10 protein-coding genes are annotated in these 12190 nt (G+C 72.0%); 5 read left to right on the top strand and 5 right to left on the bottom strand.

The features are described 5' to 3' along the window. Nucleotides 1–35: 35 nt before the first annotated feature. On the bottom strand, nucleotides 36–2261 hold the full coding sequence (locus tag LPC10_RS21740) for a glycosyltransferase (protein WP_231344326.1): 2226 nt from the start codon (nucleotides 2259–2261) through the stop codon (nucleotides 36–38). Nucleotides 2262–2353: 92 nt separating this feature from the next. Beyond that, nucleotides 2354–2680: a cupin domain-containing protein gene (locus LPC10_RS21745; protein ID WP_231344327.1), complete on the bottom strand. Its 327-nt coding sequence runs from the start codon at nucleotides 2678–2680 to the stop codon at nucleotides 2354–2356. Nucleotides 2681–2813: 133 nt separating this feature from the next. On the opposite strand from LPC10_RS21745, the gene LPC10_RS21750 reads away from it, so the two are divergent. The 4 genes from LPC10_RS21750 (at nucleotide 2814) to LPC10_RS21765 (ending at nucleotide 4960) form a co-directional block, all read left to right on the top strand. Continuing rightward, nucleotides 2814–2963 (top strand): hypothetical protein, encoded by a 150-nt coding sequence (locus LPC10_RS21750; protein ID WP_231344328.1) that lies wholly within the window; start codon nucleotides 2814–2816, stop codon nucleotides 2961–2963. A 28-nt stretch (nucleotides 2964–2991) separates the two neighbouring features. Then, on the top strand, nucleotides 2992–3612 hold the full coding sequence (locus LPC10_RS21755; protein ID WP_370644740.1) for a protein-L-isoaspartate(D-aspartate) O-methyltransferase: 621 nt from the start codon (nucleotides 2992–2994) through the stop codon (nucleotides 3610–3612). A 233-nt stretch (nucleotides 3613–3845) separates the two neighbouring features. After that, a complete protein-coding gene (locus LPC10_RS21760) occupies nucleotides 3846–4331 on the top strand; it encodes an Hsp20 family protein (protein WP_231344330.1) in 486 nt (161 codons plus the stop codon). A gap of 104 nt (nucleotides 4332–4435) precedes the next feature. Beyond that, nucleotides 4436–4960, top strand: coding sequence for a hypothetical protein (locus LPC10_RS21765; protein WP_231344331.1), 525 nt, complete (start codon nucleotides 4436–4438; stop codon nucleotides 4958–4960). A 25-nt stretch (nucleotides 4961–4985) separates the two neighbouring features. Here the strand turns inward: LPC10_RS21765 and mutL are convergent, their stop codons facing one another. Both mutL and LPC10_RS21775 read right to left on the bottom strand, forming a co-directional pair. Beyond that, a complete protein-coding gene (gene mutL, locus LPC10_RS21770; protein WP_231344332.1) occupies nucleotides 4986–6959 on the bottom strand; it encodes a DNA mismatch repair endonuclease MutL in 1974 nt (657 codons plus the stop codon). A 70-nt stretch (nucleotides 6960–7029) separates the two neighbouring features. Continuing rightward, nucleotides 7030–8271, bottom strand: coding sequence for an acyl-CoA dehydrogenase family protein (locus LPC10_RS21775; RefSeq protein WP_231344333.1), 1242 nt, complete (start codon nucleotides 8269–8271; stop codon nucleotides 7030–7032). Nucleotides 8272–8530: 259 nt separating this feature from the next. On the opposite strand from LPC10_RS21775, the gene LPC10_RS21780 reads away from it, so the two are divergent. Beyond that, on the top strand, nucleotides 8531–10396 hold the full coding sequence (locus tag LPC10_RS21780; protein ID WP_231344335.1) for an ABC-F family ATP-binding cassette domain-containing protein: 1866 nt from the start codon (nucleotides 8531–8533) through the stop codon (nucleotides 10394–10396). Nucleotides 10397–10742: 346 nt separating this feature from the next. On the opposite strand, the gene LPC10_RS21785 is transcribed toward LPC10_RS21780, so the two are convergent. After that, complete coding sequence (locus LPC10_RS21785) at nucleotides 10743–12119, bottom strand: MFS transporter (protein ID WP_231344336.1); 1377 nt, start codon at nucleotides 12117–12119, stop codon at nucleotides 10743–10745. Nucleotides 12120–12190: the final 71 nt, after the last annotated feature.

A 12190-nucleotide genomic window follows, 5' to 3' on the forward strand; every position in this document is an offset into this window, starting at 1 on the left:
GCGGGGAGAGGGGGGAAGCTAGCCGGCACCGGCACTCAGAACCGCGCCGGATCGAGCTCGAAGGTCGGCGGCAGCGCCTCGAACCACTCGCTGTAATAGGGGTCGTACGGGATCTTCTCCGCCCAGCGGGCACGAAAGCGGGCCTGCTCGTCCTCTGCCACGGTCCGGGCCCGGTTGCGGCTCTCGTAATGATAGAGCTCGACCTCCGCGCAGTAGACGCTGCGCAGGCCCCGCTCGCGCAGGCGCAGGCAGAGATCGACGTCGTTGTAGTTGACGGCAAACTCCTCGTCGAAGCCCCGGATCGCCTCGAAATCGGCCCGCCGCACCATCACGCAGGCGCCCGTCACCGCGAGGTAGTTGCGGTTGCCCGCGGTCGAGAAGAAGTGGCCGGGATCTTCCCGCGGATAGGAGCGGCGGGGATGGTCGGGGGTCGCGTCGATGACGGTGACGCCGACATGCTGCAACTCGCCGGTCTCGAACAGCAGCTTGGGACCGACCGCGCCGACGCCGGGAATCTGCAGCAGCGCCAGCATCGCCTCGATCCAGTCGGGGCTTATGATCTCGATGTCGTCGTTGAGGAAGATCAGGACCTCGCCGGTTGCCGCCCGCGCCCCGAGATTCATCTTGGCGGCGACGTTGAAATCCGGCTGGTCCCAGGTGACGGAGCGGGCTCCGAACCGCTCCAGTGCGGCCTTCGTCGCCGGGCGCAGATCGCCGTTGTCGACCGCGACGATCTCGATCGCCTCGTAGCGGCTGCGCTCGCGGATGCTGGCGAGGCAGGCGGCCAGGAGATCGACGGTGCGGCCGCGAACCTCGCTGTCGCGCCCGGCCGTCGGGATCACGATCGAGACGAGGGGACGCTCCCGCAGCGGCCGGCGCAGGTGGAAGCTGCCCGCAAACGCCGTGGGGCGCACGACATCGAGCCCACCGGTGCGCCGCGCCCGATCCTCCAGCGCCCGAACGGCGGCGGCGACCACGTAGCCCTTGTTGTCCATGGCCTGGGCGGTCGAGCCGGGGATGGCCCGCCAGTGATAGAGCACCTGCGGCACATGATGCACGCGGGTCGCGTGCTCGGTGTAGCGCAGCACGAAGTCGTAATCCTGCGCGCCCTCGCATTCGGCCCGGAAGGCACCGATGCGGTCCACGATGTCCCGCCGGTAGAGCGCCAGATGGGCCGTGTACATGCAGGCCTCCAGCGTCTCGGGCGACCAGTCCGGCTTGAAGAACGGCTCGTAGCGCTCGCCGTCCACCGTGATCTTGTCCTCGTCCGAGTAGAGGAAATCGATCTGCGGATCGGCGTTCAGGGCCTCGACGAGGGCGAAGAGCGCGTGCGGCGGGATCACGTCGTCGTGGTCGATCAGGGTGATCCAGTCGCCGGTGGCGAGCGCCAGGGCGTCGTTGCTCGCCCCGACGATGCGACCGTTCTTGGTCCGCCGGTGCAGGCGCACCCGCGGCTCCTCCGCCGCCAGCGCGTCGAGCATCGGCGCAATATGCGGGGCGGTGGAGGCATCGTCGCAGAGGCACAGCTCCCAATCGGGATAGGCCTGCGCCCGGATGCTGGCGAGCGCCGCCTCCAGATAGGGCCGGGGCGTGTTGTAGACCGGCATGACGATGGAGATGCGCGGGCGCCGGCGAAAACCCGCGATCGCCGCCCGCATCGCCTCCGGCGTGGGCAGGGCCGGGCGCTCGACCTGCGCGATCCAGGCGGCGTAGGAGGCCGCCGCCGGGCGCGGCCGGGCGCTGTTCCAGAACGCCCGCCACAGGGCGGCGGGCCGGCGGCTCCGGGCGAGGCGGGCGAGGCGGCCGAGAAGGGCGCCGGGCCCCCTCTCCTCCTCCGGCAGCCGCGCCACGAGCCGGCGGGCGACGGCGAGCGCGGCGGCGGGACCCGGCAGAGGCTCCAGCGTGGCCCGCGCGAGACGGAACCGGCCGCTCGCAGCGAGCGGATCGAGGCGCAGGCCCCGCACCCGGCGCGGCAGGTGCACGAGGTCGTCGATGCCGCCGTCCCGCATTTCCAGGCGGACGGCCTCCTCCTCGCGAAAACCCGAGCCGTCATCGACGTAGAGGAGCGGCACCGGCTTCGTCGCGCCCAACCCTTCGAGGTCGGCGCGGATACGCACCCATCCTCCCGTGAGCCGGAACGGAAACAGCCGCCCGCCGCGGGGATGGGTCAGCCGGAATTGCGGATCGGACCCGGTGGAGCGCCAGACGCCCTCCCCCTCCGGCTCGATCTGTCCCTTCGGCTCGATGCGACACGCGATCATGAGGCAACGCGTTAGAGCGCATTCCGACGAAGTGGCAACCGGGTCGTCGCAAGAATGCGGTTCCTCGCAAGAATGCGCGCCACAACAAGGATCTAGCGCGGCGCGCAGTGGACCGCGAGCCAGATCGTCGGATTGGCCGTGCGCTCGACGCGGTGCCGGCGGTGGGCCGGGATCAGCAGGTGGTCGCCCGCCGTGAGACGCCGCGGCGCGGGCTCGTCAGCGAAGCGGAGGTCGGCGCTGCCCTGAAGCACCGCCACCCATTCGTCCCCGTCCTGATCGTACCAGAAGCCCGGCGGGCTCGCTTGACCGGCCGAGAGGATGCGCTCGACCCGCAGGCCGGGCCGCGCGAGCAGCGTCTCGAAGATCTCTTCATCCGCCTGCGCCGGCAGGCCGGCGAACAGGTTGGGGCAAGCGGTCATGCGCAGGGTTCTCCTCGGGATGCAGGGAGCGGCCCGGATCGGGAACCGGATCCGGTATGCCACCGGGCCGTCCTCTCGGCGTTGATTCCGGGAAGGCGGCGCGCCCGGCACCGCCGCAGCTTGCGATGGATCGATGCCCGAGACCAAACCCGCCCCGCTTCCGCCGGCCGACGAGGATGCCGGCCTGCCGACGCCGCCGAGCCCCGGCCGTCTGCCGCCGCCGACCCTGCCTCCCGCCGACGATTCGTCCGACGACCGGACGGTCGGCGCCGGCACGGAGTGAGGCGGTGCCGGACGAGGCCCGCGCCCGGATGGTCGAGACGCAGTTGATCGCCCGCGGCATCCGCGATGCCGCCGTCCTCGACGCGATGGGAAATGTGGCGCGCGAGGCCTTCGTGCCGCCCGATGGCGCGGCAGAGGCCTACAGCGACGGGCCGCTGCCGATCGGTGCGGGGCAGACGATCTCCCAGCCCTACATCGCCGCCCTGATGATCGAGGCGCTGGCGCTGCGCCCCGGCGAGCGGGTGCTCGAGGTCGGGGCCGGTTGCGGCTACACGGCCGCCGTGCTGTCGCGGATGGGGGCGCAGGTCTACGCCGTCGAGCGCCAGGCGGCTCTGGCCGAGACGACGCGCGCCCGTCTTGCCGCCCTCGGTTTCGCCTGTGTGCGCCTGCGCGTCGGCGATGGCGGGGCGGGCTGGCCGGAAGCCGCGCCCTTCGACGCGATCCTCGTCTCCGCGGCGGGCCCCGCGATCCCGGAGGCGCTCAAATCCCAGCTCAAACAGGCGGGCCGCCTCGTCATCCCGGTCGGCCCGCCCGGCGGCCAGACGCTGCTGCGGCTGACCCGGCGCGGGCCGGACCGGTTCGAGAGCACCGATTTCGGCCCGGTCTCCTTCGTGCCGCTGCTGCGGGGCGTGGCGGCAGAGAGCCGGTGAGGCGGTCCCGCCCGTCATGACGGCATCCGGTCAGGGCAACGACCTCCCGCCTCGGGCCGGGACGGCAACCGAGCGCTCTCGTATCGAGATCCGCGAAAAGATGTCAGAAGCCCGGAACCCGGCCCAAGCCAGCGCGTTACGCGCGTGCGAGGCCCTGACGGGCTCGCGGGTTGGGCGCCGGATAGGGTGTCCGGCGGCCCTCGTCATCACGTTGCTCCAAGGAGGATGTGGTCATGAGAACCTTCGACTTCGCTCCCCTCTACCGCTCCACCGTCGGCTTCGACCGGCTGTTCTCCGGGCTCGACCAGGCCGAGACCTCGGCCGCGTGGCCGCCCTACGACATCGAGAAGCTGACCGAGGACGCCTACCGCATCACCATGGCGGTGGCCGGCTTCGCGCAGGACGAGATCGAGCTGACCCAGCACGACACCACGCTCCTCGTCCTGGGCCAGAAGAAGGGCCAGGAGCGTGAGCGGGAATTCCTGCATCGCGGCATCGCCGGGCGCACGTTCCGCCAGAGCTTCAACCTCGCCCAGCACGTCAGGGTCACGGGCGCCAGCCTGGAGAACGGCCTGCTGACGGTCGAGCTGAAGCGTGAGGTGCCGGAGGCGCTCAAGCCCCGCCGGATCGCCATCGGCGGCGCGCAGACCGCCGTCGGGCAGGACAACGCGCCGAATGAGACGGCGGCGCAGGTCGCGGATCGCTCCAAGGCCGCCTGACCCGACGCGCGAACCACAGCACGAGCCGGCCTCCCCGGGAGCCTGCGCTTTCCGGGGATCGCTTCCTTTTCGCACGCCACTCCGTGCCTTCAGGGAGATGACCCGTGACGATGATCGAGACGTTTTCGCACCATTCCGGCCCCATGAACCCGGCTGGCATGAACTCGGCTGGCATGAACTCGGCTGGAACGCCGGCTGCCTCGTTCGACGCGTGGCAGGCGCTCGTCGCCCCCGGCGACGTGTTCCGCCATCCGCGCGAGGTGCTGGCCCACCCGCTCCTGTCCCGTGCGGACAAGCGGGCGATCCTGGCCTCCTGGGCCTCCGATGCCTGCGCCCTGGAGAACGCGCCCGCGCTGCGATGCCTCGCCGGTTGCCGGGCCGAGCCGGTGCCGGTCGATGCCGTCCTCGCCGCGCTCGGCACCCTCGACCCGGAGCGTTCCCCGGCAAAGGCGGTCTCGCCGGGCGGCCGGGCCCTGCCCCGGCGGGCGCGGCGATCGTCGAACCTGCACCGATTCCTTCGCCGCCGCCGGAACGACGACGACGATCCGCCCCCCTGCCCGGCGGCGGCCATGCCGCGTCCGCGGACGCCGCCGAGCGGTGCGGCCCTGGCGGTCGGCATCCCGGCCTGATGCGCGGTGGCGCCCCGCCTGAGCCTTACCGGCGGCCGAACAGCCGCTCGATATCGGCGAGCCCGAGCGTGACGAAGGTCGGGCGGCCGTGGTTGCACGAGCCGGAGAGCGGCGTCGCCTCCATCTCGCGCAGGAGCGCGTTCATCTCCTCGGGCTTGAGGCGGCGGCCGGCGCGGATCGAGCCGTGGCAGCTCATTCGCGACAGGATCGCGTCGAGGCGCCGGCTCACCGGGTCGGGATCGCCCGCGCCGGCCGGGCCGCCCTCCTCGACGCCGCTGGCTTCGAGTGCGTCGAGCACGTCGAGCACGAGCCCCTTCACCGAGCCGCCCGCGAGCGCCGAGGGCACGGCGCGTACCAGCACCGCCCCAGGGCCGAACGCTTCCAGGGTGAGACCCAGCCGTTCCAGATCGGGGGCGGCCTCGACGAGGCGGTCGGCCTCCTCGGGCGCCATCTCGACCACGTCGGGGATCAGCAGCCCCTGGGCGAGCACGCCGCCGCCGGCCCGCTCGCGCTTCAGCCGCTCGTAGACGAGCCGCTCGTGGGCGGCGTGCTGATCGACCAGCACGATGCCGTCGCGGGTCTGAGCGAGGATGTAGGTCTCGTGGATCTGCGCGCGGGCGGCGCCTAGCGGATGCGCGTCGGGATGGGCCTCGACTTCCGGGGCCGCTTCCGGCTCGGGCCGCAGGTCGGCGCCCGGCGGGGCGAGGTCGGCGGCGAACAGCGCCTGCGGCGTCTCGGCGAAACCCGTTCGCCCCGCGTCGAAATCCGGACGCGGCGCCGCTCGGTAGCCCGCGGGCGCGGCCACCGAGGGGCCGGAGAACAGGCGGCTGGCCGGGCGCGGGCTCAGGGAGCTCGCGGCAGAGGCGCCCGAATGCACGGCGAACCGGCCCGCCGCCATCGGCGGAGCGCTCCCGCCGGCGCGAAGCGCGTCCAGAGCCGCATGGGTGCCCGTGCTGGACGAGCGGGCGCCGGCCCGGCGCAGTGCCTCGTGGATCGCGCTGACGATCAGCGCCCGCACCAGCCCCGGCTCGCGGAAGCGCAGCTCGGTCTTGGCCGGATGCACGTTCACGTCGACGAGGGCGGGATCGCAGGTGAGCGCGAGCGCCAGCACCGGATGCCGGTCGGAACTCATCGTGTCGGCATAGGCCCCGCGCACGGCGCCGAGCAGCAGCCGGTCACGGACCGGGCGCCCGTTGACGACGAAGTGGATGTGGTTGGCCGCCCCGCGGTGGAAGGTCGGCAGGCCGACATGGCCGGCGAGCGCGAACCCCTCGCGGGCCATGTCGACGGGCACGGAATTGCCGGGAAAGTCCGGCCCCAGCACCGCGCCGAGCCGGCGCAGCAGCGCCGCCGGACCCGGCTCGCTCTCGGCGGGGAACACCAGCGGGTTGCCGCTCTCGGTGCGGAGCGTGAAGCGGATCTGCGGCTGCGCCACCGCGAGCCGGCGCAGGATCTCGGCGACGGCGGCGGTCTCGGCCCGGTCGGATTTGAGGAATTTCAGCCGGGCCGGGGTCGCGGCGAAGAGTTCGGTGACTTCGATCCGGGTGCCGCGGGTCGCGGGCGCCGGGCGCACCGGGCCCTTGGTGCCGGAATCGATCGTCAGGCTCACCCCCTCCCCCTCGGCGGTGCGCGACGTGAGGGTGAGCCGCGAGACCGCGCCGATCGAGGGCAGGGCCTCGCCGCGAAAGCCGAGCGAGCCGATCCGGGTGAGATCGCCGTCGGGCAGCTTCGAGGTGGCATGGCGCTCGACCGCGAGCGCCAAGTCGTCGGCCCCCATGCCGATCCCGTCATCGATGACGCGGATCAGGCGGCGCCCGCCGCCCTCGATCGCCACCTCGATGCTGCGCGCACCGGCATCGATCGCGTTCTCGACCAGCTCCTTGACCGCGGAGGCCGGCCGCTCGACCACCTCGCCCGCGGCGATGCGGTCGACTAGGATCGGGTCGAGGCGGCGGACTGCGGCACGCGGCGGATCGCGGAAATCGGGGGCGGCGGACATGACGGGCGAAATATAGGAGGTCCAAGAACCGCCCGATAGCGAGCGGTCGCCGGTATCCTCACCTCTGACCTCATCCCCGCGGCAGCATCCGGTCGCTGATGATGCGGCGCTGGATCTCGCTGGTGCCCTCGAAAATCGTGGTGAGGCGGGCATCGCGCCAGTAGCGCTCGATTCGCCGCTCGGTGGTGTAGCCGTTGCCGCCGTGGAGCTGCATCGCTTGGTTCGTCACCCGAACCGCCATCTCGGTGGCGAGCAGCTTCACCGCCGCCGACTCGCTCTCGGCGGGCAGGCCCTCGTCGAGGAGGTGGGCGACCTGCTGCCAGTAGGCGCGGGCCTGGGCCACCTCGGCCGCGATGTCGGCGAGCGCGAAGCGCAGGGCCTGGAACTGGCCGATCGGCTGGCCGAACTGCTCGCGCTCTTGCAGGTAGGCGGTGCAATCTTCGACCGCAGCCCGCGCCACGCCGACGGCCCGCGCCGCGGTGTGGACGCGGGCGATGTTGAGGCCGCGTTGCACCGAGGCGAAGCCGCCGGAATCGGCGTCCGCCCCCTCGTCGCCGTAGAGGCCGGTGAGCCGGTCGCGCTCGGGCACCCGAACGCCGTCGAGGCTCAGCTCGAAGGTGAGGAAGCCGTGGTAGCCGATCTTGTCGATGACCGTGCCCGTCACCCCCGGCGGGAAGGTGCCGGGCTCCTTGACGACGAGGAAGGGCTCAAGCCCGGCCGAGCGCGGCTCGCCGGGTTCGGGATCGCGCACGCGGGCCAGCACCTCGATGAAGTCGGCCCCTTGCGCGAAGCCGGCCCAGCGCTTGGTGCCCGTGAGCACCCATTCGTCGCCCTCGCGCACGGCGCGGGTCTGCACCCCGGCGAGATCCGAGCCGGCCGTGGGTTCGGACAGCGCGATCGAGCCGATCCATCGGCCCTTGGCGGATTTGGCGAGCAGGGCCCGGCGGCGCTCCTCGTCGAGGGTCTGCGTGCCGAGACCCTGGCCGCGGGCCAGGATCGAGCCGGTCGAGAGCCAGGCGCGGGCGAGTTCCTCGGAGACGAGGCAGTACTCGAACACGCCGAGCCCCATCCCGCCGTACTCGGCAGGAATGGTGATGCCGAACCAGCCCTTCCCCGCCATCGCGTCGATGAGCGAGCGGGGCATCTCGCCTTTCTGCGGGTCCAGTTCATCGGCGATGGGCAGGATCACGTCGCGGGCAAACGCCCTTGCCTCCGCCTGAAGGGCGGCGCGCCTGTCCGTGCGCCAGGGCGAGAGCAGCTCCGGCGGGCGCGGCGCCTTGAAGTCCGGCTTCCCAGAATCGGGCTTGGCCATGGTTCCTCCGCGTCTTTTGTTGTCGTTCGTGCGAGCCGAACGCTCAAGCTGGCAAAACGTTCGCGCGGGGCGCTGCGGAGGGGGCTGATCCGCCTCCGACCGGACGGCCTCGATGAGGATGGCGGGGCCATCGGCGCATGGCCGAGCCGCCACAGCGCGACGCGCCTGCTCTCGCCGAACCGGCGGCCCCTTCGCCGGAATGGGCCGTGGGCGGCGGACACTCTTGCGCTGAGGCCCGCCCGCCCCCAGAACGCCGCCCATGCTGCGCGTCAACGATCTCACCTACCGCATCGGCGAGCGGGTCATCCTCGATTCGGCCACCTTCGCGATCCCCGACCGCGCCCGCGTCGGGCTGGTCGGCCGCAACGGGGCGGGCAAGACCACCCTGTTCCGGGCGATCCTCGGCGACTTGCCGACCGATGCCGGCGCGGTCTCGATCCCGAAGGGCATGCGCATCGGCGCGGTGGCGCAGGAGGCGCCGGCCGGCCCCGAGGCCCTGCACGAGGTGGTGCTCGCCGCCGACCTCGAACGGGCCCGGCTGATGCGGGAGGCGGAAGACGCCGACGGCCTGCGCCGGGCCGAGATCGAGACGCGGCTCGTCGATATCGGCGCGCATTCGGCCCCGGCCCGCGCGGCGGCGATCCTGCACGGGCTGGGCTTCGACGCGGCGGCCCAGGCGCGGCCCTGCTCGGACTTCTCCGGCGGCTGGCGGATGCGGGTGGCGCTCGCCGCGATCCTGTTCTCCGAGCCCGACCTGCTGCTTCTCGACGAGCCGACCAACTACCTCGACATCGAGGGCACGCTCTGGCTCTACGACTACCTCGAGAAATACCCGCGCACGGCGATCATCATCAGCCACGACCGGGAACTGCTCGACACGAGCGTGGACCACATCCTCCACCTCGACCGCGGCAAGCTGACGATCTATCGCGGCGGCTTCACCAGCTTCTCGCGCCAGCTCTCCGAGAAGCGGGTGCTGCAGGCCAAAGCGAAAGCCAAGCAGGACGCCGAGCGGGCCCATCTCCAGAGCTTCATCGACCGCTTCAAGGCCAAGGCGACCAAGGCGCGCCAGGCCCAATCGCGGATGAAGCGGCTCGCCAAGATGGAGCCGATCGCCGCGCTCCTTGAGGACGAGGCGCCGGTGATCCATCTGCCGAGCCCGGAAAAGCCGCTCTCGCCGCCGATCGTCGCCATGGAGCGGGTGCAGGCCGGCTACGGCGAGCGGGTCGTGCTCTCGGGGCTCAATCTCAGCCTCGCCCCCGACGACCGGGTGGCGCTGCTGGGCGCTAACGGCAACGGCAAGTCGACCTTCTGTAAGCTGATCGGTGGCCGGCTTCCCCCGCTCGCCGGCGAGCTGAAGCGCTCCTCCAAGATGGAGGTCGCCTATTTCGCCCAGCACCAACTCGACGAGCTGCGGCCGTCCGAGAGCGCGGTGGCGCATGTGCGCGATCGGATGCCCGACGCGCCGGAAGCGAAAGTGCGCTCGGCCGCCGCGCGCCTCGGCTTCCCCGCCTCGAAGGCGGATACGCCGGTCTCGCAGCTCTCGGGCGGCGAGAAGGCGCGGTTGCTGATGGGGCTCGCCGCCTTCGACGGGCCGCATCTCCTCATTCTCGACGAGCCGACCAACCACCTCGATATCGAGAGCCGGCAGGCCCTGGTCGAGGCGATCAACGATTACGAGGGGGCGGTGATCCTCGTCTCCCACGATCGCTTCCTGATCGAGGCCTGCGCCGACCGGCTCTGGATCGTCGGCAACGGCTCGGTGAAGACCTTCGACGGCGACATGGACGATTACCGCCGCCTCGTGCTGGCCGGTCCCGAACGGACGGACAGCGGGGGCGAAGGCACCGGCGGCCAGAAGGCCGAGGCGCGGCGCTCGGCGGTGGAGCGCCGCGCGGCGCTCGCGCCCCTCAAAAAGCGCCTCGAGGCGATCGAGGCGCGCATGGCCAAGCTCTCGGGCGCGATCGAGAAGATCGATGCGGCGCTCGCTGACGGCACCGCCTTCCTCAAGGACGCGGCCAAAGCCGGGGAACTGGCCCGCATGCGCGCCGAGGCGGCCGAGGCTTTGGCCAGGGCCGAGGAGGAGTGGCTGGAGGTGAGCGGCGAGATCGAGGCGGCGGCCTGAACTCCGCGCCACACCCGTGTCAGCCGCTCGCAGCGTGCGCGGCCAAGGCTTCCAGAGCATCGTCCCGAAAGGTGGCCGTCGGCTTTCGGGAAAAGACGATGCAAAAACAATGATCTAGAGCATCGTCCTGGATCCGATATCCAGGATGATGCTCTAGGCAAGGCCACCACTCCTCATGCTGAGGTGTCGAGCCAAAGCTCGGCCTCGAAGCACCCCGGAACGGTCGATCCCACGGCATCGGGCTGCCGGGAGAAATGTCGCGGCGTGCTTCGAGGCTCGCCCGCCGCGAGCACCTCAGCATGAGAGGTGCGTCCAGAGTGCCGGAAACGGCGTGGGGAAGCGTCTCTCAGACGGGTTCACGCGCGAGGCGCCCGCCATGCGGTTCGGTCTTTGCGCCCGACCGGCTGAGCAGGGCCGCGATCCCGGCCGCCCCCGCCGCAAGCCCGAGCCAGAGCTCGGTGGAGATTGCGCCGGGCGGAAGGACCAGGGCCGGGAGCTGCGTCAGATAAAGCGGGCCGAGGAGCGTCCCGATCCCGCCCGCGAGGACGAACAGCCCGGTCGCCGCGGCATTGCGCTCGGGTGGCGCGGCTCGCAGCAGGGCCAGCGCGTTGGCGACGATGAACAGCCCGCGGCCGAGGCCGAAGGCGACGAGTCCGGCGACCGGAATCGGCCACGCGTCTATCGTCCCGCCGCCTGGGAGGCCCACGGCAAGGGCGGCGAGACCGGCCGCGGTCAGCCCCATCCCGATCCGGGCCAGCGGCGGTGCGCCGGACCGGCCGGCGAGGAAGCCCGCCCCGGCGGTGAGGGCAGCGAGCCCCAGGAACACGAAGCCGATGCCCTCCTGCGACAGGCCGGCGAAGCCGCTGAGCCGGGCGAGCAGGCCCGTATCCGCCGCGGTGAGCGCGACGTTGCCCGCGAACGCCGCGGCGAGCAGCCATCCGGTCTGCGGGCGCGCGAGAAGATCGAGCGGCAGCAGCGGTGCCGGCCGCCGCCATTGCTGCCAGATCCAGAGCGCCGACAGCATCAGGCCAAGATTGAGCACGAGCAGCGCTGCGACCGGCCGGATCACCGCGAGCGGCACGGCGGCCAGGAGCAGCCCGAGACAGAGCACCGACAGGACGGCGCCAAGCCCGTCGAAGCGCGGCCGTGGCGCGTCGTCCTTCGGCAGGGCGACCAGACCGAGGATCAGGCTCGGTAGAGCCAGGATCAGGGTGGGGACGAGGATGCCGAGGCTGCCCAGGAAAGAGAGCGCAAACCCGGCCCCCATCTGAACCAGCAGCAACGCCGGCAGGGCGGCGAGTTCCGCGCTGCCGAGGCCGAGCCCGAGGCGCGCCTCGCCGAAGAGGCGGCGCAGCAGGCTCCAGCCCGCGCAGAGGAGAAGCGCGGAGCCCGCCCCTTGCGCGAGGCGTAGGGCCAGCAGCGGCACGAGGTCGAGCGGCAGGGAAGCGGCGGGGACGAGGACGGCGAGCGCGAGGAGCGCGGCGAGGAAGCCGCGGCGCGGCCCCAGCCGCGCGGCGAGCGCCGCCATCGGCAGTGCGGCCAGGATCAGGCCGTAGGTATGCGCCGTCTGGATCACACCGGCCGTGGCGACCGGATAGGCCCCCTGCTGCATCACCCACGGCATCAGCACCGCCATCCCCGTGGTCGGCAGCGCCGCCATCCCGAGGCCCGTCAGGACGGCGGCTATCGCGAGGACACGGCGCTCGGGCTTGCGATCCTGCATTCAGTTCCTTCCCCCCTTCGCTTCGATACAGGCTTAACGGGAAGCCGCCGCGGCGTGAACCGTGGGTGGCA

Origin of the sequence: Methylorubrum sp. B1-46, assembly GCF_021117295.1 — a bacterium.
Lineage (GTDB): Bacteria > Pseudomonadota > Alphaproteobacteria > Rhizobiales > Beijerinckiaceae > Methylobacterium.

Coding starts and splice junctions, on each gene's coding strand:
- mutL (WP_231344332.1), bottom strand. CDS start 6,959: ATGTCCGCCGCCCCCGATTTCCGCGATCCGCCGCGTGCCGCAGTCCGC.
- LPC10_RS21755 (WP_370644740.1), top strand. CDS start 2,992: ATGGTCGAGACGCAGTTGATCGCCCGCGGCATCCGCGATGCCGCCGTC.
- LPC10_RS21740 (WP_231344326.1), bottom strand. CDS start 2,261: ATGATCGCGTGTCGCATCGAGCCGAAGGGACAGATCGAGCCGGAGGGG.
- LPC10_RS21750 (WP_231344328.1), top strand. CDS start 2,814: ATGCCCGAGACCAAACCCGCCCCGCTTCCGCCGGCCGACGAGGATGCC.
- LPC10_RS21745 (WP_231344327.1), bottom strand. CDS start 2,680: ATGACCGCTTGCCCCAACCTGTTCGCCGGCCTGCCGGCGCAGGCGGAT.
- LPC10_RS21775 (WP_231344333.1), bottom strand. CDS start 8,271: ATGGCCAAGCCCGATTCTGGGAAGCCGGACTTCAAGGCGCCGCGCCCG.
- LPC10_RS21785 (WP_231344336.1), bottom strand. CDS start 12,119: ATGCAGGATCGCAAGCCCGAGCGCCGTGTCCTCGCGATAGCCGCCGTC.
- LPC10_RS21760 (WP_231344330.1), top strand. CDS start 3,846: ATGAGAACCTTCGACTTCGCTCCCCTCTACCGCTCCACCGTCGGCTTC.
- LPC10_RS21780 (WP_231344335.1), top strand. CDS start 8,531: ATGCTGCGCGTCAACGATCTCACCTACCGCATCGGCGAGCGGGTCATC.